At 27.7% G+C, this 24586-nt stretch carries 16 protein-coding genes and 1 other RNA gene; 4 read left to right on the forward strand and 13 right to left on the reverse strand.

Annotated features, from left to right (window positions below; translation table 4 throughout):
* Nucleotides 1-11: 11 nt before the first annotated feature.
* From HF996_RS03585 to HF996_RS03600, 4 genes are all read right to left on the reverse strand, one after another.
* Nucleotides 12-977 carry a thermonuclease family protein gene (locus HF996_RS03585; protein ID WP_254427710.1) on the reverse strand — a complete coding sequence of 322 codons (966 nt, stop codon included), beginning with the start codon at nucleotides 975-977 and terminating at the stop codon, nucleotides 12-14.
* A 2-nt stretch (nucleotides 978-979) separates the two neighbouring features.
* Nucleotides 980-3127 carry a P68 family surface lipoprotein gene (locus HF996_RS03590; RefSeq protein ID WP_168910666.1) on the reverse strand — a complete coding sequence of 716 codons (2148 nt, stop codon included), beginning with the start codon at nucleotides 3125-3127 and terminating at the stop codon, nucleotides 980-982.
* Between the two features lie 158 nt (nucleotides 3128-3285).
* On the reverse strand, nucleotides 3286-5598 hold the full coding sequence (locus HF996_RS03595) for a P68 family surface lipoprotein (RefSeq protein ID WP_168910667.1): 2313 nt from the start codon (nucleotides 5596-5598) through the stop codon (nucleotides 3286-3288).
* 56 nt (nucleotides 5599-5654) lie between these two features.
* Complete coding sequence (locus HF996_RS03600) at nucleotides 5655-6134, reverse strand: dihydrofolate reductase (RefSeq protein WP_168910668.1); 480 nt, start codon at nucleotides 6132-6134, stop codon at nucleotides 5655-5657.
* 117 nt (nucleotides 6135-6251) lie between these two features.
* On the opposite strand from HF996_RS03600, the gene HF996_RS03605 reads away from it, so the two are divergent.
* On the forward strand, nucleotides 6252-7100 hold the full coding sequence (locus tag HF996_RS03605) for a leucine-rich repeat domain-containing protein (protein WP_168910669.1): 849 nt from the start codon (nucleotides 6252-6254) through the stop codon (nucleotides 7098-7100).
* A gap of 128 nt (nucleotides 7101-7228) precedes the next feature.
* Nucleotides 7229-9052, forward strand: a complete 1824-nt coding sequence (locus HF996_RS03610) for a leucine-rich repeat domain-containing protein (protein ID WP_168910670.1) — start codon at nucleotides 7229-7231, stop codon at nucleotides 9050-9052.
* A gap of 33 nt (nucleotides 9053-9085) precedes the next feature.
* Here HF996_RS03610 and HF996_RS03615 read toward each other — a convergent pair whose 3' ends face one another.
* From HF996_RS03615 to HF996_RS03655, 9 genes are all read right to left on the reverse strand, one after another.
* Nucleotides 9086-9628, reverse strand: a complete 543-nt coding sequence (locus tag HF996_RS03615) for a hypothetical protein (RefSeq protein WP_168910671.1) — start codon at nucleotides 9626-9628, stop codon at nucleotides 9086-9088.
* Nucleotides 9629-9631: 3 nt separating this feature from the next.
* A complete protein-coding gene (gene tsaE, locus HF996_RS03620) occupies nucleotides 9632-10048 on the reverse strand; it encodes a tRNA (adenosine(37)-N6)-threonylcarbamoyltransferase complex ATPase subunit type 1 TsaE (RefSeq protein ID WP_168910672.1) in 417 nt (138 codons plus the stop codon).
* A 128-nt stretch (nucleotides 10049-10176) separates the two neighbouring features.
* A complete protein-coding gene (locus tag HF996_RS03625) occupies nucleotides 10177-14439 on the reverse strand; it encodes a DNA-directed RNA polymerase subunit beta' (RefSeq protein ID WP_168910673.1) in 4263 nt (1420 codons plus the stop codon).
* Nucleotides 14440-14456: 17 nt separating this feature from the next.
* Nucleotides 14457-18143 (reverse strand): DNA-directed RNA polymerase subunit beta, encoded by a 3687-nt coding sequence (gene rpoB / locus HF996_RS03630; protein ID WP_168910674.1) that lies wholly within the window; start codon nucleotides 18141-18143, stop codon nucleotides 14457-14459.
* 95 nt (nucleotides 18144-18238) lie between these two features.
* The gene (rplL, locus tag HF996_RS03635; RefSeq protein WP_168910675.1) at nucleotides 18239-18610 is read right to left on the reverse strand and encodes a 50S ribosomal protein L7/L12; all 372 of its coding nucleotides are present in this window, start codon (nucleotides 18608-18610) and stop codon (nucleotides 18239-18241) included.
* Nucleotides 18611-18675: 65 nt separating this feature from the next.
* On the reverse strand, nucleotides 18676-19173 hold the full coding sequence (rplJ, locus tag HF996_RS03640; protein ID WP_168910676.1) for a 50S ribosomal protein L10: 498 nt from the start codon (nucleotides 19171-19173) through the stop codon (nucleotides 18676-18678).
* A gap of 140 nt (nucleotides 19174-19313) precedes the next feature.
* On the reverse strand, nucleotides 19314-20246 hold the full coding sequence (gene holA / locus HF996_RS03645) for a DNA polymerase III subunit delta (protein ID WP_168910677.1): 933 nt from the start codon (nucleotides 20244-20246) through the stop codon (nucleotides 19314-19316).
* A complete protein-coding gene (locus HF996_RS03650) occupies nucleotides 20186-21310 on the reverse strand; it encodes an MAG0480 family ComEC-like protein (protein WP_254427711.1) in 1125 nt (374 codons plus the stop codon). The genes holA and HF996_RS03650 overlap by 61 nt, the downstream gene beginning before the upstream one ends.
* Nucleotides 21311-21471: 161 nt before the next feature.
* A complete protein-coding gene (locus tag HF996_RS03655; protein WP_168910678.1) occupies nucleotides 21472-21969 on the reverse strand; it encodes an MAG0490 family ComEA-like DNA-binding protein in 498 nt (165 codons plus the stop codon).
* Nucleotides 21970-22007: 38 nt separating this feature from the next.
* Between HF996_RS03655 and rnpB the strand changes: the two genes are divergently transcribed.
* Nucleotides 22008-22290, forward strand: an RNA gene (gene rnpB, locus HF996_RS03660) — RNase P RNA component class B.
* A 160-nt stretch (nucleotides 22291-22450) separates the two neighbouring features.
* Nucleotides 22451-24538: a 5'-nucleotidase C-terminal domain-containing protein gene (locus tag HF996_RS03665; protein ID WP_168910679.1), complete on the forward strand. Its 2088-nt coding sequence runs from the start codon at nucleotides 22451-22453 to the stop codon at nucleotides 24536-24538.
* The last annotated feature ends 48 nt before the right edge of the window (nucleotides 24539-24586 follow it).

Here is a 24586-nt window from a genome sequence, read left to right on the forward strand (position 1 = left end):
CTTATAATAACTTATTTATTTTGTTTTAGTCAATTAAAATAATCTATTATGTTTTCGTCTTTAGTTTCAGGAGTTTTTATGAAAGTAAGAAGATTACCAGTTCCTCTTGTTTGAAATACATCTGCCATCATTTGTAAAATTTTTTTAGTTGATGTATCTGAGTTTAATAATTTATAAAAACCATATTGTTTATTAATTGCATTTTCTATAACTGCGGATTGAGCCAGTCCTCAATAAAATTCAGTAGAAGTTTTATCCGGAACTTTTTTATAATCTCCTGTGGTTACTGAAAGACCTGCTTGATTTGATTCTACAGAATAATTTCTATAAATTCCATCATGACCTATTAAAATTGAGCCAACAAATCTTTCATATGATTTTTTATGTTGACCGGAAAAAACAAAAGTAACTTTAGAATTAACAGGAATTAATTTTTCTGCAAATTCTGTTGCTTTTGTTGCATATTCATACTCTAAACCTGTTGTTTGTGTATATTGATTACCTTCTTTTTTTCCTTTTTCAGGTGTATCAATGTCTTTGATTCTCACATTAATGGTTTTAGGTCAACCTGGATAATTTAGCGAAATTGTAGGAGTATCACCATCGTTTCATCTAACTATAGTGGCATCTAAAGATGTAAAAGTATTTTCTTTTGATGGTAGTGAATATGCAAGTCCTTGATATCTGTCTTTATCTTCTTGTGTTCATTGATATGAGTGGTCTAAAAACTTAGCTATTTCTTTAAAATAAGTACTTTGTGAATTCTTGATATCTTCTAGTGGAGATTGTTCAAAAGTATCTATTTTAAAGCCAATTTTAGGAAAGTTTTCGGTTGGTGAAGAATCATTTAGTGAAATTACTTGTGAAGCAGAATCTAAAATTGAAGAACAAGAGACGAAAAACGAAACAGGTAAAAATGAAATTATAGGAAGGAAAAAGAAGGATTTTTTATGTTGAACGAGTTTTTTTATTAGCATATTTATTTAAATGTAGGACCAAGATTGGTTTTTAAAGTTCCTAAAAATTTGTCAAATGTGTCTAGTTTATTTCCGGTTTTTTCTCTATTTGCTACGGTAGTAAATGTAGTTACTATTGCATCTCTAAAAGTGCTAGATTTTGAATCAACTGCATCTTCTAAAATTACAAAGTCATTTGGATTTGCTTTTGCTTTTTTAAGTACATCAAAAGCTGTTTTTGAACCAACTCTTAATTTTGGATTGGTTTCATTTAATGATTCATTAGTTAGAGAAATATAGTCAGTTTGGGATTTAAAGAATTCCATTGGTGTAAGTTGTTTATGATCTTTTTCTCAGTCTTCTTTTGAAGTTAAGAATCATTTTACAAATTCAATTGTTGCTTTATCTTCTTTTTCTGTAGAGTGAATAGCAAATAGGTTAGGGCCTTGTAAAGGAATTATAGCTTTTGTATTTTGTGAAGTATATTTTTCTGGTGAAGCTAAAGAAATGAGTTCATCTTTGTTTAGTTTAGCTGAAGCTTTTTGCGAAACAATTTCATTAGTTGCTTTATTTAAGAAGAAAATATCAAATGAATTGTTTTTTACAAGTTGTTTTCCTACTTTTTCAATTGATTCTGTTGGTATTGAATTAGAAGAAACATAATTACCAAATTTTTTATCTGAAGAAATATAAAATTCTGCTGTTCCTGCTAAAATGCTTTTAATTTTTGTAGCAGCTGCTTCATCTACAACTAAAGAACCACTTAGTAGTGTTTGTGGTTGATCGGTTTCTGAAAAAACAGCACTTTCTTTTTGTGTACCTAAATTTTTTAAGTAACCAATTGCTTTTTCTACTTCTTTTTTAGGTGTTTTAATTAATTCAAAAGTGAATCTTTCTTCTATATTTTGACTTTTAACTTCTGAATTTATTTTTGTTTTTAAAGTGTAAACGCTTTTGTTTTCCCCAGTGTTAGCAACAAAATTATGTGAGTACCCTGCTGTAGAACCTATTGCGAAAAGAAGTTGGTGACTTTTTAAAAAATCTGAAGAATATTCTCCTTTGCCACTAATTTTTAAAGTTTCATCTTGTATGTAAGGGTATAAAAATTCGAAAACTTGTTTCAAGTTGTTGTAACTATCTGTATCCTTCTTTTGTGAAGCAGTAAAGCTAACTTTTCTATCTTTAACTTGAACAATTTGTTTTGATCTATCGCCTTCACTTATTGAAGAAGAAAGAACATAAACAGCATTTGCAATTGCATCAAATCCTATAACATTTGATACTGTATCTAAAACACTATCTCCTTCTGATGCTTTTGGAAATGATTTTTTAACTCTTTGAGCTAAGTCTAACAAATCTTTATAGTTAGTAAATTTTTCTTTAGAAAATTCGAAACCACCTAGACCACCATCTTCTTTGTTAAGATGTTTATATTCTTTTCAAAGTTTTTCTATTTCTTTTATATCATCTGCTGATTTGGTATCTTTTGCCATATCTTGATATTTTTTAAAAAATGCAGTATCTTCAGATTTAATAGTTGCTGGATTTGTTGTAGATTCTGTAGCTTTATTGATTATAAATCCTAATAAAACACCATCAACACTTAACATTTCAGAAGACTTACTAATTGGAATAGTATAAATTACATCTGCTGATTTTCCTGGTATTAATGTGTTGTTTTTTAAGAATATTTCAGAAAAGTTGTCATTTACAAAAGTATTAATTTCATTTTGATCTTCAGAATTTTTCTTTGAATCTTTTGTGTCTACCACAAATGGAACACTCATATCATAAGAGTTTATATTTGCTAAAACAGAATCATAGTTAAATAATAAATTAACTAAAGATGTTTTGTCTTGTGCTTTTAATTTTTGTGAAATTGTTGAAGCGGCTCCTGAATAACCACCTTGAAATTCCATTTTATCTGCTGGTAAATAATTAGGGAAAGTTGCTTTTTTAGTTGCATCAAATTCATTTCATTTTTTAATGATTGCTTGAATTGCTTTTGCTTCACGTCCTGTAGAAGAAAAAGAATATCCTAATTTAATTACGCCATCTTCTTGTTGATCGAATCTTGTTGTTGTTTGACCACAAGATAATAAGGCTAAAGCAGGTGAAAGTGCTAATGTTGCTAATAAAATTTTTTTAGTTTTGTTAAAAGATTTCTTCATTTTTTCCTCATTTTTTCATTATAAAAAAACTCAATAAAACTTTATTTGACTTCAAAATAAATGCTTTTATTGAGTTTGTGCTAATCATAGCCTACATTATATAATATTTTTCAAAAAAGTAAATTTTTTTAATTTTATATAGTAAAAATCCTAAAAAATTATTGAATTTTGTTAGGTAAAAATAAGTTTTTAAGATTTCTTACATAAGAATCGTAATCATGTGTAGCATTAGGATTGGTTTTTATTTGATTGGAATAATTTTGAAACGCTATAGTAATATTGGTTCTTAAACGACCTGATAATGCTCCTGCTGGTTCTGAAAATATAGCATATTTCTCTGGATTGTCTTTTACATTTTTAAAAGTTTCAAATAATAATTTAAACAATCTGTTGTTTGGAAATTTTGTTTTATCGTTTATATCACTAATTAAATTAGAGTTTGTAGGAGCTAAATAATTTCCTCTAAATGCTAAATATTCGTTTGGGGTTCCTTCAAAGGTTTTTGATACTGTATCTGCTTCTTTTTCTTTATAAGTGAAGGTTATTTTTTCAGTGATAAATCATTTTAAAAAGTTTGCAGTAGCTAAATCTTCTTCATTGTTAGAGTGAATCCCTATTAAACCTGGACCTTGGAATGTTACTAATTTTTTTGCACTATTTTTATCTTTTTTATTAGGTTCAATTAAAAAATGGATTTCATTCTCGTTTAGAGATTTGTCTTTGTCAACTCTTTCATGTTTAACATTTTTAGTTGCTGTTATTCACGCTAGTTTGTCATTAGTAGAACTGCTTAGATGTAGGTTATCAAATACAGTAAAATCATCAAGTTTACCACCTTTAAAATCTTGATTTTTGTTAAAGAAATAAGCACTTCAAACACCTTTAGTTTCTTCATTTTCTTTGCTATTTAAAGAGTTTATCAAATTTAAAAAGTCAGAATTTTCTTGTAATTCGTGAGTTTTTGCTTGTGTAGAATTTGCATCTCATTCTTCTACTAATAATTTATTATCAGTTGTTTTTTTGACAGTAAAAGATTTGAAATTTAAAGAATAATTTACTTGTTGAGTTTCAGACTGAGTTCATCAACTTGCTTCGGGAATTTCTAATTGGTTATCTGTAGAAGTAAATTTGAACAAAATATTTTGTTTTGTTTCTTCATCTGTTGGTGAAAAAGCAACAAAAACAGGAACTGAAGAAACATTTACACTATTTTTTAGTTCGGATTTTAGTTTTTCAGGATCTTTCGGATTTGGCTTAAATTCTAGAATATTAATTTTTTCTTTAGGTGTAGCAAATCTTTGTTTATAGTTAGAAGTGGTAGTGATTGCAAACAACATATGATGATCATTTAAGAAAAGATTAGAAGGTGGATTGCCATTGACTAAACCATAAAAATATAAAGAACCATCTTTTAATAACTTGTCAATTTGGTTGAAAGTTTTTAATCCAGTTTGATATCTTGGAGAATTTTTCTCATCTAAAAAAGTTGCATATTTTATAACTGTATCTGAATCATTTTTAGGACTATTATTTTTTTCTAAACTAAATAGGAATTTTTTAAAATCAGCATCTGCATTAGCAAAAGCTATTGAGTACATTGAATTTCCAATATCATCCAGACCTAGAATAAATTTCTGATTTTTATTTTTATTTTCTTCTTCAGTAAATTTTGTAGGAAATGATTTTCTGATTCTTGAAATTAAATCAAAAAAATCTTCATAATTATCTAAAGCATTTTTTGAAAATACATATCCATCTAGCCCACCATTTTCTACTAAAATAGGAACATAATCTCCCCAAACTTTTTTGATGTATTTACTATCAGTTTTTTCTTTATCTAAGTTTTCAAATCAAGATTTATCTTCTTCTTTTACTGTTGCTTTTCGAGTACCAGTTTTTGTGGCTTCTTCTACTATGTAATTAAATAATGGACCATTTATAAGTAAAGATCTTGAAGATTTTAGTGTTGGAAGTATTCAGTATTTGCTTGGGTCTAATCCTGCTATTTCTTTACTTTCTTGTAAAAAGTTTTTAGGAAAAGTAGTTTCAATTGCTTGATTTAGTTCAGGAAAATCAGAATAATTTAAACTCATATTGTATTGTGAAGCAACAGCAGCAAGTGTAGGATAACCAAAAATTAAATTAATAAGTTGATTAGTGTTTTTTACCTTTAGTTGTTTTTCAAGCGCTTCACCTTGTTGGGCATATGTTGGAGCAAACTGACCATTTAATTCAATTCTATCAAAACCCACTTTTTCATTTTTTACATTTTCTGTATTGTTTCAAAGGTCTACGATTTCTTTTAAAGCTAAAAATCTACTTTCATTGTTTTTAAAAGTATGAGCAATAACTAATTTTTTATCATTAACTTGATCAAATCTTGTAGTTGATTGACATGATGCTAAAAATACTGTAGGCACTAAAATTGCAGACGCAGTTAAAAGTTTAGAAATTTTATTTTTGAATTTCATTTTTCCCCTATTTTATATAAATTTTTTTGTGTTTTTAAAAATAAAATTTTACCAAATTACTTTATTTTTTTGTATTTTTTTACAATAAATTTACCTTTATCTTCTGAAGAAACTTCAGTAAATTTGTCTCATTTTAATTCATTTAAGAAAACATCGCCTGAGTGTTCTCCTTTAATAAAAGAAATAATGAGTTCATCACAATCATTGACAATACTTTTATACAAAGTGTATCCACCAGAAACGTATAAATGTTTTGTTGGATGATCTTTATACTCTTTTATTAATGAAGAAAAATCATTTATTGTTTTGACATTTTCTTTTTCATATTTAAAGCTTTTATCATCTGTAATAATAAAAATTTTGCTTCATTTTTGAAGAGATTCTGGAAGTGTAAAGAAGGTATTTTTACCTACTAAAATATCGTGATTTTTTGTTTCTTGTCTATAAAAATCAAAATCTTCTTTTACATATCAAGGTAAATCATCACCTTTTCCGATTAAATTATTTTTTCCCATTGCTAAAATTGAAATTACCATATTTTCCTTTGTTGACTTTATTTGATTTTATTAATTTAATAAAAAAATTTTAAACAAAGATAAAGAAAAATAAAGATTTTTAAGCATTTTTGCTTTTTTTAGTAAAATAATAAGACTATGAAATTACAACTAAAGGCTTTGTTAAGTGCATTAGTCATTGCAACTCCAATAATAACAGTATTATCTTGTGGTTCAACACAATCTTTTTCTTCTAAATACTTAACTGGGGACGAAAAAGAGATTGAAAAATATGTAAAAATTAATCCAACTACAGAAATTACTAATCCAGATAATACAAAAACCAGTATTTTTACTTTCACTTTAGATTTATCATCTACAGATTTAACACAAATTCCTGAAAATGCTTTTTATAATGCTGAATCTAGAACATATACAAAAGCAGGAACAGGTGAAAATAAAAATGTTTCTGTTGTATATAATCTATCAAAAATTATTTTTCCTGCTACTTTAAGATCTATTGAAAAAAGAGCATTTTTCTTAGACCCTGCTATTTATGGTCAACAACAAAGAAAATTAGAACTTGATTTTTCTAAAGCAACTTCATTAACAGAAATTAAAGAGCAAGCTTTTAAAAACAACCAAATTAGTAAATTGGTTTTACCAAATAGTTTAAGTGTAATAGGCGACGAAGCTTTTGCAAACAGTGAAATTGAATCTATCAGCTTTACAAGACCTGAAGAAGAAATTTCTTTATCAAAAGTTGGTATTGGAGCTTTTTTCAATAATAAATTAACAAGTTTAGATTTAGAAAAGTTTAATAAATTAACTTCTATTTCAAAAGCAGCATTTAAAATGAATCAAATTGCTTCTGTTAAATTACCTACTAATTTAGAATCAAGATTGACCATTGCAGAAGAAGTATTTTCACAAAATCCTATAAAGAAAGACGACGTTATTGTTTCAGATACAAACAAAATAAGTATTCATAGGGAAGCTTTTAAATAATTATTAAACATTTAAAAAGCACTGGATTTTCAGTGCTTTTTTCTTCTTTTTTGAAGCTAAAATAAATTTTAGCGAATTTTTTACTTTTACTTTCTTGCTTTTTTTTTTTTTTGTTTTAATAATTATCTATGAAGAAAAAACAATTAATTTTATTAAGTGCATTGGTTTTTGTGTTTCCGACAACTGTGTTGTTATCTTGTGAAACAACAACTACTAATCAACCGACACCAAAACCAGAGCCAAAACCAGAGCCAAAACCTCAGCCTAAACCTCAACCAGAACCTATTATTAGAAGAAATCAAAACAGTAATACTGGTTCTCCAAATACTACAGTTGTAAAGCCTATTACCGCAAAACCAGAAAAAACTCAAGAGTCTGAAAATAATAATAGAATAAACCCTCCTAAAACAGATACAAAAAGTCCAGTAAAATCTGAGGAAAATAAAAAACCTGTAACTCCTGAAGAAAATCCTTCAAAAATGAAGGAAAATGAAGCAAATCCTTTAACTAAAAATAAAGCAATAAAAACAGTTGAAAACTTATTAAATAAAGCTAAAGATAATCCTCTTGTTCAAACTGCAGTGGAAAAAGCTGTAAATAAAGTAGTAAATAAAACTGTAGATAAAATTGTTGAAAAAGTCAAAAAAGTCTTTAAAAAAGAAGAAGCTAACAAATTTACTAACAAATACATCAGAGGTGGTGACGGGAATAAATATGTTAAATTAGAGACTGATTATGGTTATTGAGAAAAAGATCTAAACTATAAAAAAGATTCTAGATATAATGATGAAAATTATAAATATTCTCTTTTTAGCAGAAATCAAAATAGTGCACCTGATTTTGGTAGAGGAACTATATATTTAGACAATAAAGATTTTAGTAACTATTATTATAGAAATGATGAAAATACTTTGAAATTTAAAATGTTTACTTTAGATTTAAGTTCCACTAACATTACAGAAATCCCTGAATTTGCTTTTAGTACTTGAGAATCTAGAACAGTTACTATTACTGATAAAAACGAAAAAACCACATATTATTTAGGTAATGTTATTTTTCCAAATACTTTAAAAACTATTAAAGAAAAAGCATTTTATTTAGACAAGAAAAACTTTGAAAAAGAAGAACAATTTATAAAATTACAAAAAATTCCTCTTCAATTTCAGTGAGAAAACTTAATAAGTAGAAACGATCAATTTCAAGACTATGGTGATTCAGATATAGGTTTAACAACAATAGGTGAATCTGCTTTCGAAAACAACACAATGCCTTGATTAATGCTTCCAAGAAGTTTAAAAACTATCGAAGATAACGCCTTTAAAAATGCTAATATTTACAAAATATCTTGATTAAACTGAATTGATAATGGTTATTCAAATAGAGACGATTGAAACAAACTTCAAATTAGCAAAATAGGAAAATACGCATTTGCTAATAATAAACTAGGGACAAGCCTATATACTTATGGCTACAGTAATAGAAGTTATTATGGTAGCAATAGTGTAAATACTCTAAACTTACAAATTGATCCTAGGTATTTAAAAGAAATTTCTGAGGGTGCTTTTATAAATAATAAATTACAAAATATTATTTTTTCTAATGAAAAAACCGAAGATTATTCTTCTGCAACAGATTTTACAGTTGATAAATTAGCTTTTGCAAACAACAATATTAGTGAGATTGAATTCCCTGAGTATCTTAAAAATCTAACAATTAAAGAACAAGCATTTATAGATAATAAAATTGAAGAAATCACATTACCAAAAACTAAAGATGTTAAAATCACCATTAATAGTAAAGCGTTTGCAAAAAATCCAGTACAAAAAGTCAATACCTATGAAGATAATAGAATTAAAATTGTAGATATATTTAACACTGAAACCAAAACTGTAAATGTTCCTAAATGAATGACTAAAAATTCACAAATTGATAAAAAAGCTTTTAAAGAATAATGTTAAAAAATAGCAACATAAGTTGCTATTTTTTTATACTCCACTGGGTTCTTTGGTATAAAAGGGTTGAATTGTTAAGATGTTTGTTTCTAGTTGGAAAATTTTTGAAAATGCTTCAAAATTGAAGGAAATTAGTTCATAATCTACCTGACTAAGTTCTTTATTTTCTTTCAAAACTTGAATAACGTCTGATGTTAATTTGCCTTGTTTTGCACTAGCACTAAAAAAGTGTAAACCGGATGAATTAATGTAGTAAGTTTCTTCTTTTTTGTTTGTAAATGATAAAAGTGAAAATGTATTTGTAGTTCAAATATTTGCATTAGTTAGTTGGCAAATTGTTCTTACATAAACTAAAGAAATTCTACAACCTGTAAAATAGCCAGGACCTAAATTAAGATAAAAATCTGTGATTTGTGAAATCTTTATTTTATTTTTTTCTAGTGATTTTTCAATGATATTTGCAAGTAATTCTACTTTTTTCGACTCTTTTATTATTTGCTTATCTATAAGTCTAAAATCTTTATCAAAAAGGAAATACACTAAAAAATCTGATGTAGTATCTAAAAATATCTTCATAATTTATCAATGAATATTGAACTCTCTTTCTTCATTTTCAAGCATTTTTATAAAAATTACAACTGAATTATTATACAAAAATTTAAGTTTATTAGCTCACTCAATTGCCACGAATTTATCTTCAAAATAATCTTCAAATTCTGATAAATCTGAGTTGTAATTGTCAAGGTCAATGTGAATTAATTTGTTATATGAAAACATAAAATTAAATGATGGGGAAGTAATTTCTTGGTTTATACCTAAGGCTTTTGCTAATGCTTTAACAAATGCGGTTTTTCCAGCTCCGAAATCGCCGATAAGATAAATAAATTGTTTATTTAAAGATAATATTTTATTTACTACTAAGTGTAAATCTTCTATAGTTTTTACTAAAATTTTTTCTTTGTTATTAAGTGTATTAATTAAATGATTATAGTTCATAATAGATTAAAATTTGCTTCATTTTTATAGCTTTTTATTCAAATTTTACTATGTTATTTAAAATAAAAAAATAAAAATTAAAACTAGGAATTTCCTAGTTTTAATTTTGTATATTATTTGATTAAAAATTAATGATTTTTATTGATTTGTGGCTTAAAGAATGAATAAGGATCTCTAATATCATATTTTGATTTGTGTTCAAAATTAGAGTTTGTTCCTGCTGGAATTTTATGTCCAACAATAATGTTTTCTTTAAGACCTTCTAATTTATCAACCTGTGAAGAAATTACTGAGTGAACCAAGATTTTTGAAGTTTCTTGATATGATGCAGCAGCTAGGAAGGAGTTTGAAAGTAAAGGAATTTGTTTTGCTCCTTTGATAATAATGCTTCCAAAAGGAGGTTTTTTACCTTCAGCAATTAGTTTTCCACTTACTTCTTGATAATCAAAAATATCTACTATTGAACCAACAAAGAAATCTGAATCTCCGTTGTCAATAATTTGAATTTTTGAAAGCATTTGTCTAATAATAATTTCGATGTATTTATCAGAAATTGTAATCCCTTGCATACGGTAAATTCTTTGAATTTCTTTTAATAAGTAATTTTGTAATGTTCTTGCATCAGCGTAATTTAGTAATTCTTTTAGAATAATTGGACCTTCAACTAGTTTTTGACCAGGTATTACTTTATCACCAATTTGTACTCTTAATTTTTGATTTGAAGCAACTCTAATTATTTTGTTTGCATCTAAATTTTCTTCATTTTTGTACTCAATTGTAATTAAAATTGAACCTGTAAGTTGTCCATCTTCTTTATTTTTAACTGATTCTATTTTAGTAACTACTCCGTGAACTGGTGAAATTTGTGCTGGACGTCCTCAAGGATGTTCGTGAGCATCGATTAGCTCAATTAAACGAGTAAATCCTCCTGTAATATCTTCAACACCAGCAACCCCTCCTGTATGGAAAGTACGCATTGTAAGCTGTGTTCCAGGTTCACCAATTGATTGAGCTGCAATAATTCCAACTGCTTCTCCGATAGCTACTAATCTGTTAGTTGCTAAGTCTTTACCATAACATTTTTTACATACACCATTTTTAGTGTGGCAAGATAAAATAGAACGAATTTCAACTGCTTTTACACCAGAATCTACTATTCTTCTAGCTAACTGATCGTTTACAAAATCTCCTGATTTAGCAAGTGTCATACCATCTGGACTTACTACATCTTTATTTAAGAATCTACCTTCAATTCTTTCTGCTAAAGGAACAATTGTTGTATTTGTTTTAGTGTCAATAATTTGTTTTACTACAAATCCAAAGTCAGAAAAACAATCATTTTGAGTCACAACAATGTTTTGAGCTACGTCAACTAAACGACGTGTTAAATAACCGGATTTCGCAGTGTTAAGCGCAGTATCGGTTAGACCTTTACGAGCCCCGTGGGTTGAAGAATAGAACTCAAATGAAGTAAGACCTTCCAAGAATGAAGACTTAACTGGAACTTCAACAATTGAACGAACAACTCTTTCATTTTCAGCGTCGACTTTTAAAGCTTTAACGTTGTTTGCCATCAATCCACGCATACCAGCTAGTTGAACGAAGTTAGACATATTTGATCTAGCTCCTGATTTCATCATAATAACTAGTGAGTTTTTTGGATCGAGTTCAACAGTTTCGTTTAGATTCTTTTGAATTTCATTTTTAACAGCTGTTCATTTATTGATAGAAAGAATATAACATTCATCATCAGTGATTCAACCTTGTGAATAGAAGCGATTTAGTTGATTTATGTAGTCTTCGCCTTCTTTTAAATACTCTTGTTTTTTTGGTGCAATTTTGATGTCTGAGATAGCCATGGAAACACCAGAGTTTGTTGAGTAAATAAATCCAAGATCTTTAATGTCATCTAAGATAGAAGCTACTACGTTTGTGTAATTAAATCAAACTTTTTCAAGGATTTCTACTTTATCTTTTACTTCAAAAACCTTGATTTTATTAGCAGAATGAATTTTATTAATTCTAGTTAAACGTTCAAATTCTGCTGTTGTAAAATCAGCTAATTTAATGCAGTGAGTTAAAGCAAGTGGTTCACCTTTAAAATCAAGTAATTTTCTATATAAAAGTATAGAATCTTGATAGTTTTCAAAGTCTAATTTGTTGATTACGCTTGCTACATCTTCTTTTGAAACCACATAGTCATAAGTGTCGAAAATTTGACGAACAATTTTTGCTATATCTTTTTTAGTAAGCGCAGGATTTAAAGGTAAATTTTGAATATACTCAGGAATATTTGTTCCCATTGGAATTAAATATTTTTCTAGTTGAGTATCATAATTTAGCTCTAAGTTATCTACTTTATTGTCAAAAATAAAAGGGAAATTATCTGGGAAAATTCTGTTTAGAATGAATTTTCCTACTGTTGAAATTATGTATTTATTTTCATGTAATGAAGCAGATTTTGCTGTTTTTACTTCATAAAAAGGTAAGGCAACTCTAGCATGTAAATCAACTACTTTTACTTCATATGCCTTCATCATTTCATTATAAGAACCAAAATAACGACCTTGACCTTTAGCATCATCTTTTTCTTGTGAAAGATAGTAAAGACCTAAAATCATATCTTGTGATGGGTTAACAATTGGTTCTCCATCTTTTGGACCTAAAATGTTTTTGTTAGCAAACATTAATTCTCTTGTTTCTCTAATAGCTTCTGGTGAAATTGGCACGTGAACAGCCATTTGGTCACCATCGAAGTCAGCGTTAAATCCTGTTGTTACAAGAGGGTGTAATTGAATTGCTTTTCCACGAACTAAAACAGGATCAAAAGCCCTAATTGAAAGACGGTGAAGGGTTGGTGCCCTGTTTAATAAAATTGGTTTGTTTTTTATAACTTCGGCAACGTGAGGTCAAATTTGTGGATTTTGTTCTTCAATCATCTTTCTAGCTGTTTTTATTGAAGGAGCGCTGTTTTGTTCAATTAGCCTTCTAATAATTCAAGGCTCAAAGAGTTTTGCAGCCATTCTACGAGGTAATCCTGCTTGGTGCATTTTAAGTTTTGGACCTACAACAATAACAGATCTACCTGAATAGTCAACACGTTTTCCAAGTAAATTTTGTCTAAAACGACCTTTTTTACCTGTTAACGCATCTGAAATGGATTTAAGCGGTCTGTTGTCTTTTGTAGTAACAGGATTTGGTGATTTTCTTTGATTATCAATTAAAGCATCAATTGCTTCTTGAATCATTCTAAGTTCATTTTGAATAATTAAAATTGGAGCATCTGTTTCATATCATCTTTTTAAACGATTATTTCTGATAATAATACGACGATATAATTCGTTAACATCTGAAGTTGAATGACGAGCACCATCTAGTTGAACTAAAGGACGTAAATCAGCTGGAATAACAGGAAGATTCTTGATAATCATAGATTTTGGATCTTGACCTGAGTTTAAAAATGCGTTAATAACTTGTAATCTTTTATAGAGTTTGTCTCTTTTTTGATTTTTAGTTGAATCTTTTTTAGAAAGACTGGTAGTATTTTGAACTTCTTGAATTTCTTGTTCAACTTTTACTTTCTCAGCTTGTAAATCAAGATGATCTAAAAGATATTCGATTGCTTTAGTTCCTGTAGAAATACGAGCATCTGAATACTCTTCAATAATTTCATTTAATTCATAAAAATCAATTCCGTAATCACGCCCGATTTTAGAAGTTGCAACTTCTGTTAAGTCAGTAAGAGCGGTTGAAATGTCTTGATATTCTTCTGATTCTTCTGAAAATTTTTGAAGAATTTCTTGTAGTGCATTTTTATAAATAACACCAGCTTCTGAGATGTCAATAATTTTGTTTTTAGATAAAGATTTTAAACCACCTGTTTCTAAAACTATGTGGGATTTGTAGTAAATTAAAGACTCTAAAGAAGATTTTGAAACAGGTTTTCCGTTTTCTTCGTTTTTAAGTCCTAATAATTTTGAAATAATTGAGTGATCTATTTTGAAGAATCAAAAGTGTAAAACTGGAGAATTAAGAGCGATGTGACCCATTGAATAACGACGAGCTATTTTTGGAAGAATTTTTGATTTTAATTCTTCACATTCTTTAGTAGCTACACAAATTGTGTTTTCGTTTGATTTTTTATATTTTTTACCACAAACAGGACATTTGTAGTCAATTAATGGACCAAAAATTAATTCATCAAAAAGACCTCCACGTTCTGGTTTGAAGGTTTTATAATTGATGGTTTCTGGCTTAGTTACTTCTCCTCTTGATCATTCTAAAATATTTTCAGGAGTAGCTAGAGCTAAAGAAATTTTTTCAATTGTGTTTTCGTAAATTTTTGCATATTGACGAGAAACTTTTGTATCTTGTTTATTAGTTGTACTCATTTAATGTTCTTCCTTTCTTATTTAAAATGATCAAATTCTTCTTCAGAATCTTCATTATCGTAGTCTTCGTGATAGTCTTCTACTTTAGACATTTGGCTTTCAAAATACTCTTGATCAAAAGCATCTTCAAGAAGTATTTCTTCAGAATTTGAAGGATTTATTTCTTGTTGTTGTTCTTCTTCATTTTCTTTTTTGTGAACTTCAAGTTTAATTCCTAATCCTCTAAGTTCATAAGCTAAAACGTTGAAGGATTCAGGTGTTCCTGGTTTTGGTATTTTTCCACCAGAAACTAGGTTGTTATATAAAGCATTTCTTCCTTGAATATTATCTGATTTGTAAGTTAATAATTCAAGAAGAACTGATGAAGCTCCAAACGATTCAAGAGCTCAAGTTTCCATTTCTCCAAATCTTTGTCCCCCGTTTTGGCTCTTACCTCCAAGAGGTTGTTGAGTTGTTAGAGAATATGGACCTACAGAACGAGCGTGCATCTTGTCATCAACCATGTGTTGTAGTTTTAACATATACATATAACCTATTGAAACATCATTGTCAAAAGGTTGACCTGTGATTCCATCATATAAAGTAAATTTACCTGATTCTGGAACACCTGCTTGTTGGAATAATTCCTTCATTTTGTCTAATTTCACTCCATCAAACACAGGACAAACGAATTTTACATCTAGTTTTTTAGCAACCATTCCTAAATGCATTTCTAGAATTTGTCCGATGTTCATACGAGAAGGAATACCTTGTGGATTTAAAAGGATATCTATTGGTGTTCCGTCTTCTAAAAATGGCATATCTTCAACTGGTAAAACAAGAGAAATAACCCCTTTGTTTCCGTGACGTCCAGCCATTTTATCACCGACTTTGATTTTTCTTTTTTGAGCAATAAAGACTTTAATTATCTTCTCAACACCATCTTCTAGATTATCACCTTGGCTTCTAGAAAGAATTTGAACGTCGATTACTGTACCTCCATCTCCGTGTTTAACTTTTAGTGAAGTATCCTTCTGAGATGAAGCTTTTTTACCTCAAATTGCGTTCATTAATTTTTCTTCAGGTGTTGGATTATCTTCTCCTTTTGGTGAAGTACGACCTACTAAAATATCTCCTGCACTAACTTCTGATCCGATACGAACAATACCATTTTCATCTAAGTGTCTTTTGGATCTTTGTGAAGCATTAGGTATTTCTCTTGTAAGATCGTCATTTCCGGCTTTTGATGATCTAAATTGAATTGTTTGTTCTTGAATGTGAATAGAAGTAAATACATCATCTTTTACTAGTTTTTCACTGATGATAATTGCATCCTCGTAGTTGTATCCATATCAAGTTGAAAATGCTACTAAAACGTTCTTACCTAAAGCTAATTCACCTTGATCTGTAGAAGGTCCATCACAAATAAGATCACCTTTTTTAACTTCTTGACCTACTTCTACGATTGGACGTTGTAAGATTAAAGTTTCTTGGTTAGATTTTTCAAAATAACGTAAATGATAGGTTTTTGTTTTTCCTTCTTCATTTTTAATTTCTATTTTTTTAGAATCTACATAAACTACTTGTCCGTCTTCAGAAGCTCTTATGTTTGTGGAAGAAAATTTAGCTACATCTGCTTCAATTCCTGTAGCAACTAAAGGAGCTTCAGTAGTAATTAAAGGCACTGCTTGACGTTGCATGTTTGAACCCATAAGCGCACGGTTAGCATCGTTATTTTCTAAAAATGGTACTGCACTTGCAGAAAGTGAAGTCATTTGTTTGGAACTAACAGCAATAAAATCAACTTGCTCAGGTTGTACAGTTAGATAAGTATAGTTTTTACGAACAATAATTTCAGGTTCAATGATTTTGTTATTATCATCAACTAAAGTAGTAGATTGTGCGAAAGTATATCCAAATTCTTCTGCTGCTGTTAATCAAACAATGCTTTCAGGATCGTAGTTTACAACTCCATTTTCTACTGGGAAATAAGGAGTTTGAATAAATCCATATGGATTAGTTTTAGCATAAACTGCAAAGTTTAAAATAAGTCCAATGTTTTGTCCCTCAGGTGTTTCTACTGGACAAATTCTTCCATAGTGAGTAACATGAACGTCACGAACTTCAAATTGTGCAGTTTCTCTGTTAAGACCTCCAGGTCCAAGTGAAGTTACTCTTCTTTTGTTTGCCATTTCACCTAAAGGATTTATTTGATCCATAAATTGTGAAAGTTTTGAAGAGTTAAAAAAGTTTTTAAATTGGTTATAAATAGGTTTGTTGTTAGTAATGTTTTTAATGTTAATTTTTTCTGTATCTCCTCTAGAAGAAATTCTTTCTTTTGTGTTTTTTTCTAGTTTTGATAATGCAATTAAAAACTGGTTTTGTAATAACTCACCAACATTTACAACACGTTTATTTACTAGTGAATCTGGATCGTCGTTTTTACCTAAATTAGCAAGTAAATTGAAGTAATATGAAACAATAGCAACGATGTCTGAAATCAATAAATGCATCTCAGTTGATGTTGGATCATTTCCAATAACTAGAACTGATTTTTCTTGAATTTCTTTGTTTGCATCTTGTTCCATTGCACGTTTGTTTGGTCATACTTTTAGAGTAACAATTTTTGTTCTATCTTTTAGATTTTCATTTTTTGTTATTTCTAGCTGACGACCATAAACATTTTCGTCTAATCCTTCAATGTTGGATAAAGGTAAAATTCCATGTTCAAATTTAGATTGAATATCATTTGCAATTTTTGGAGTAATAAAAGTTCCTATTGGATACAATAAGTTTCCTTTAGAATCAACAACATTTTCTGCTAAATAGGTTTGAATTATTCTGTCTGATAAATTCAATTTTCTATTTAACATATAACGACCAGTTTTTGATAAGTTATAACGACGTTCATTAAATAAAAGTGCAGGAATAAAGTTTTTTAAACCTTCTGTTGTTATTCTGTCATCTTTTCTAATTGTTCTATAAATAGACTCTAAACTGTCAAATTGTTCTTTAAATTTATCTTTTCTTAATGATTCAATTAACTCTGGTGAATTTCCAAAATACTTTCTAATAATATCTTCATCAACAAAACCAATTGCTTTTAAGAAAGTAATTAAAGGTATGTTTTTGTGTTTATCAATTCTTAATTTAACAGTATCTGTTGCATTTCTTGTAACTCTGTGGAAAACTTCAAGTCATGAACCTAACTGAGGAATAATTTCTACTTTATTGAACAAGTCATCTGCTTGTCTGTTTCTTACATTTTCTCTGAAACAAACACCAGGTGATCTAATTAATTGAGAAACAATAACTTTTTCAAATCCATTGATTATAAAAGTTCCCCCCTCAGTCATGTAAGGGATTTCTCCAAATAAAATTTCTTGTTTTTCTAGTTCACCAGATTCAACTTGTAATTTTTCTAGTGTAGCAAACACCTTGCAAACAAAGGATTTACCTTTTTTCTTTAATTCTTTGATGTTTGTGTATTCTTGTTCTGGAACTTCTACTCTTACTGAACCTTTTTTAAATCTAATTTCTATTTTTCCATTAGTGGAAATAATAGGATAAATTTTTGTAAAGGTTTCTTCTATTCCTTCTTTTAAAAATCATTGAAATGATTGTTTTTGTGAATCTAAAAAATCTGGAGTAGGGAGACTAAATTTGGTTTTAGAATAATCTCTACGTACAGTTGTAGGTCCATATTGTGATAATTTAAATTCCATTTATTACTCCTTGTCTGTTGTTTTTGGGCTTCCTTATTGAATAGTAAAAATGGCACAACAACAATGCCATTTTAAAATTTGTATTTTGTTGAGAATTATTCAACAACAACTTCTGCACCAACTGCAGAAAGTTTTTCTTTAATGTCTTTTGCTTCGTCTTCTTTTGCGTTTTCTTTAAGAACAGCTGGTAAATTATCAACTAATTTTTTAGCTTCCATTAGTCCTAATCCTAAAAGTTCTTTAACAACTTTAATAACGTTAACTTTTTGTCCACCATCTGTTTTTAATGTAACTTTAAATTCTGATTTTGAAGAAGCTTCTGCTCCACCTGCTGGTGCTGCAGCTACTGCAACTGCTGAAGGGTCAATACCAAATTCTTCTTTCATTACTTCTACTAATTCCATCACTTCTTTGATGTTCATTTCTTTTAATGATTCAATAAATTGTTCTTTTGTAATTTTTGCCATTTTAATGACTCCTTTTTAAAATTTTTCTTCTTTTTTATAGTATTTTAAGATTTATTTATTAATTATTATGCGTTAATTTTGTTCTCATCAACAAGCATTTTTAGACCAACTGAAAGTTGTCTCAAACCACCAAGTAATGATGAAGCCAACATAGTAAGAGCTTCTTCGTAGTTTGGTAAAGTTGCAACTGTTTGTATTTCTTTTGCATCAGCTGCTTTTCCTTCGAAAATTCCACCTTTTAGAACAACAATTGGATTTGTTTTTGCAAATTTGGAAATAATTTTAGCTGGAGCTATTGCATCTGTTGAACCAAAAGCAAAAAAGTTAGGACCTATTAAAGAAGGACTTAAATCTTCAAATCCTGCTTCTTTTGCTGCTATTTTAAACAATCTGTTTTTATATACTTTTACAAAAACACCTGCTTCTTTAAGTTCATTTCTTAAAGTTTCAACTTCAGCAACTGTTAATCCACGATACTCAGCTATAACTAAGGAAGAAGAAGATTTAATTAAGTTTTGAATTTCTTGAACTAATTCTTCTTTTTTCTTTCTAAAAGCGTTCAAATTACACCTCCTTATTAGTATAAAAAAGTGCAATACCCATAAATATACATTCAATAACTAATATTAAGTTTTATTAAAAAAACAGTTATTATCTCTACGTATTGCGAAAAGAATTATACTAAAAAAATAAAAAATTTCAATTATTTCATAGATGTTAGTAAAAAATGTTCAAAAGCTTCTTTTTCACCTAATAGTCCTGATTTAATGTCTTTATCAATTTTAGCAAGTAATTTTATTAATTTTTTAAGTTTTGCTATTCCTATTTTTCTATAAAATTGAACTGCTTTTTTAACCTGAAATATATGAATTTGAAGTTCTTTTTGAATATCAAATTCAGTATATTTATCTTCTTTATAAAGGAAACAGATAAAAGATAACATTAATTTAGAACTAAGTTGAGAAATTAAAAAAGAAATTTTTTTTCCTTGATTTAATTTTTCTTTGTAAAAGTTTCAAGTATTTAAAAAATCGTTATCAGTAAAAGCGTTTATAAAGTTTCAATCATTATCAGAATCATATTTTGTAAGCAAATTTTCTATACTAGAATGTGTAATTTCTTTATCAAATAACAATAATTTTATAACTTCTTTTTCTATTATATTTGCATTTAGAGGGAGTTGTAAAGATAAAGTTAAAAGGTTAGATTCGTTAATTTTTCCTTCATTTTCCTTGATAATTTGTGTCAAAAACTTTGTTATTGTTTTATCTGTTAAAACTTCAGTTTTAAAAATACTTGAACTTTTAAAAAAATGGGAATAAAAGAAACTAGAAAAAATTTTCTTTTCATCTGATTCTACTTCTAATTCATATAAAAAAATTACGTTGTAAGAATATTTTGAAATTTTGTTAGCAATCTTTTTTTGCTCTTGGTTTGTTAATTTTGAATTAATAAAATTGTGAAAAATAAATATTTTTTCTGTTTCAAAAAGATCTCTAGCTTCTAATGCATCAATAATTGAAACTAAAGAGTCGTTATCAAAAATATTAATAACTTCAAAATCTGGAAATTTTTTTAAAATTTGCTCAACTTTTTTCTTTGTGAAATATGTATCAGTTCCGTAAACAAAAAACATACTGAAAAAATTATATATGAAACAAATACAGTTAAAAAATTTAATTTTATTAAATAAATATAAAATTGGAACTTTGTAAATTGATCTACTAATCATAAAATAAATTGAGCTATAAAATCCAGCAGATTTTTTTCTCATATAAATATTCAACCAACTGTGTATATAAAAACAAAAACAGGAACAAAAATGAAGGAATTTAAGTAGCCAAATACATTATATTTATTATTAAACATTAACAATAAAACAGAAGCAAATGTGTGTGAAATTAAACTTGTGATTATATTTTTTCATCATTTATTGTTGAATTTTAAATGTGAACAATATAACAAAATTAAAGTAATTAAAAAAGTGAAAATATAACTAAAAGAATAAATCACTAAAGGATTTCAAAGTATAAAAACAATTGCAACAAAAGATAAAACTTCAAAGTTTTTAAAATAATTTTTTAAAATTTGCTTGTTGATTAAAGAAAAAATAAAAAATAACGTAGCTCTTAAAAAAGAAATCGGAAAATTTAAGAGATAATTTACAAACAACAGAAAAAATAAAAACAAAAAATTAGAGATTAAAAAATTTAATTTTATAAATTGAAAAATTTTAAATATAAATTTTTTAAAAAACAACAAGTGAAAACCTGAAATAACAAACAAATGATAAACATTTAATTGCTTTAAATTAGTTATAAATGTATTTTCTAAAATATAATTCTCGCCTAATAAACTTATAGGAAAAACTTGTGAATAATAAGTATTACCTGAAGTCACAAAATGAAAAAAATTACTTTTTCAATCTTGATGTTTTTTTATTATCTTCAACGAGGTTATTGCTTTAATTTCAAAGAAAGTTTTATAACTTTTTAAATAATTTTCTATATTAAAATCACTAGAACTATTAACAATTCGTTCTGCTTTTCCATAGATAAAAATTTGATCATTTATATCTAAATTTTTATCTTTTAAAAAAATATTTTTATCTTCAAATTGAAAAATAACTCCTAACGCATTTTTATTCGTAATTGAAACTTGAGAGTTTACAACAAACGAATTGATAGATGCTTGGTTCAATCAAAATCACAATAAAACTAAAAAAGAAACTAACAAACTTCACAAAATTTGATTATAACTTTGTATAAAAAACAAGAACATTAAACATAAAATACTAAAAATAAAAAAATCAAATGTGCTTTTGTCTATTGCTAAAATTAAAAAGATTTGACTTAATATTACTACTGTTCAAGAGAAAAATTTTTTTGTAATTTCTCTAAGCTCTTTAAGCCTATTCCTTGAATTTGCTCAATGTTTTCTCAACTGATTTTCTTACTTTTATTGTTTTGAAATAATTCTTTTAATTTTATTAATAACTTTTTATTTAACTTTAATGTTTTAAAAGTTTCTTCATTTAAATTGTCAACAAGTAAAGGTTTTTGATTTTGAATTACTATATTTATATCTTTAAATTGTTTTTCTTCTAATTTGAAAGCTGATAAATCAGATTTAGGAAGTGGTTCAAATTTTTTAAAAATATCCTTCAAAATTGTTCCTTTTTTAAAATATTTTTCACCTGGAAATTTTACACTACCTGTAATTTTGGCTTTAATTTCTTGCGTTTGTTTATGAAATGTAGGAATATTGTAAGAGTTATTATTTGTAATATAAAAACCACACAAAACACAAAACAAGATTGTAAAAAAAATACTTAAAACAATTTTTACTTTTTTCTTCATTTTTATACTCCTTTTGTTTTTTAATTTATAATTCTATTTACATCGGTCAATTGCTGCTTTGTAAAAAGTAGAGGAAAGTCCGCGCTAGCACTATCTGAGATGATAGTAGTGTTCATGTTGGATCTAATAAATCCAAGCCTAGACGACAAGTGCCACAGAGACGAATTTATTAAATTAAAGTGAAACGCGGTAAACTCCATGAGCTAGAAACCCAAATTAAGGTAGGGGAATTTGTTTTTTAGAAATCAATAAAAAACAAAAAGTTTTTTAACTTAGATAAATAATTGACACTAGAAATAGTACAGAACGCGGCTTATAGATGTAAAAAACACCTTTTGGTGTTTTTTTTATTATTTTTTATTTTTACACTACATTTAGCTTCAAAAATCAAGAATTTAACAAAAAAAGGAAAATTTTATGATTTTTAAAGTTTTTTTATATAATACGGGCTTAATAGTGATAATCAAAAAAGGGGAACAAATTGAAGAAAAAATTTTTATTAACTTTTTCTAGTTTAACAACAGTTGCTACAACAATACCTTTTATTATTAGTTGTGGTCAAAAAATTCAAGTAGAAACTTCTGAAAAAATTAGAGATGAATACTTTAAAACAGTTAAAGATTATTCAGATAAGTTAAAGGAATTTCAAGAAAAAATTAAAACAATTCGTAATACTAAACCAGATAGTAATACAGAAGAAATTAACAAAATTATCAGCGAAGCACAAGCTTACATTGATCCATTAATTAGGAAATCAAATTATCTTTTTGACAAACTTCATGAATTGGAGAAAAAAGAAGATTCTAGATTAAGAACTGTCAAAATTTTTCATACCAACGATGAACACGGTAGATTAGTTTATGATGATGGAAAATACAACAATTACTCAGGTATGGATAAAACAGGATTATATCTTAAAAAATTCAACAGAGACTTGCTTTTATCTGCAGGTGATTTAATCCAAGGCCTTCCACTCTCTGATACTGACCAAGGAAAAACAATTACTGAAATTGCTAAATATTCAGGTTATGATTCTGTAGCTGTAGGAAATCATGAATTTGACTATGGAATTCAACATATTCTTGACCTTGATAAAGAAGCACAAAAAGAAGAATTTCAAAGAACAATGCCATTTATTTCAGCTAATATTTATTGAAGAAAACCTTCAGAAGCTGAGTTAAGTAAATTGCCTCAAGAAGAAAAAGATAAACGTCCAACTCAATATCAAGAAGGAAAAAGAGTTTTTAAACCTTATATAATCAAAACTTTATCTAATGGTTTAAAAGTAGCTGTATTTGGAATCACTACTCCTGATACTAAAATTACTTCACATCCAAAAAATTCTTTCTGGGTAGAATTTAAAGATCCAGTTCAAGAAGCTAAAAAGGTAATTAATGAAATTAAAACCGAAAATCCTTCAATTTCCTTCATAATTGCAACTACTCACCTTGGAACAGGAAGAAGCAAACAAGAATGAACTTCTGAGTGAGTAGCTGAAAATACTGGTGAAGGACTAGACTTAATTTTGGATGGACATTCACACACATATGTTGAAATACATAAACCAAATAAAGATAAAAATGTTTATGTTACACAAACAGAAGCATATACAAAATGATTGGGTGACATTGATTTAGTATTTGATACTCTAACAGGTGAAATTGTAAAAGTAGTTCAATCCTTAAGAGACATAAACCAAATTAATATTGTTACTAAAGATATTCCAAATTACTTAATTTCACAACTAAAAAAAGAATATGACAAGGAAAATAAAGTAGTTGTCTTTAATTCACCAGGTGTATTTAAACATGTTCAAACAATAGACATAGATAAGACTCCTTACTGAATAGGAAGAGTCCAAGCCACAACATTAGGTGCTATGGTATCTGATTCACTTGCTTGAGAATTTGCAAAAACCAAAGTTTGAGAAGGAAAATCAGATTGAGAAGCTGCAACTCTTGATAACTCATTAGCGCTTGTAAATGGTGGAGGATTAAGAACTGATTTAAAAAAGGGTGACATTACAAAAGGAGACATTTTAGGGCTTAGTCCTTTTGGAAACAGAATTGTAACTATTAGACTAAAAGGTGATACCTTAAAAGAAGCTCTTTCATATGGTTTATCTAAAGGTAGAAGTGGTGGTTTTGCTCAACTTTCTTCAAACGTTTCCTATGATGTTAAAGTAGAAAAAGGATTAGATGCTAAAACTAATAAACAGGCTTGATTGTGAAAACCTGAAGTAAATTCCTTCAAAATCAACGACAAACCTATAGAAGATAACAAGTTCTACTACTTAAGTACAAATGATTTTGTTTCTGTTGGTGGAGATGGTTATAAAATGTTAAACCTAAATGAAAATGACAAAATCGAAAGAGCTTACGAAGGTGGCAAATACATTGAATCATTAATTAAATATGGTCAATATGTTCAAAAATTAGATAGTAATACAGCAACAGACAAAGAATTATTTGCACATAAATTAAGTGAATACTTAGTTGATGGTTACTTATCAAAACAAAAAGTTGAAATACCTGAAGAAGCTAAAGTAAAAAGAGGACCTGTAGTTTAATTATTAATTTATTACTTCAAAAAGCACACTTCGAGTGTGCTTTTTGAA

The sequence above is a fragment of the Mycoplasma sp. 1654_15 genome, assembly GCF_012516495.1.
In the GTDB taxonomy this organism is placed as follows: Bacteria; Bacillota_I; Bacilli_A; order Mycoplasmatales; family Metamycoplasmataceae; genus Mesomycoplasma.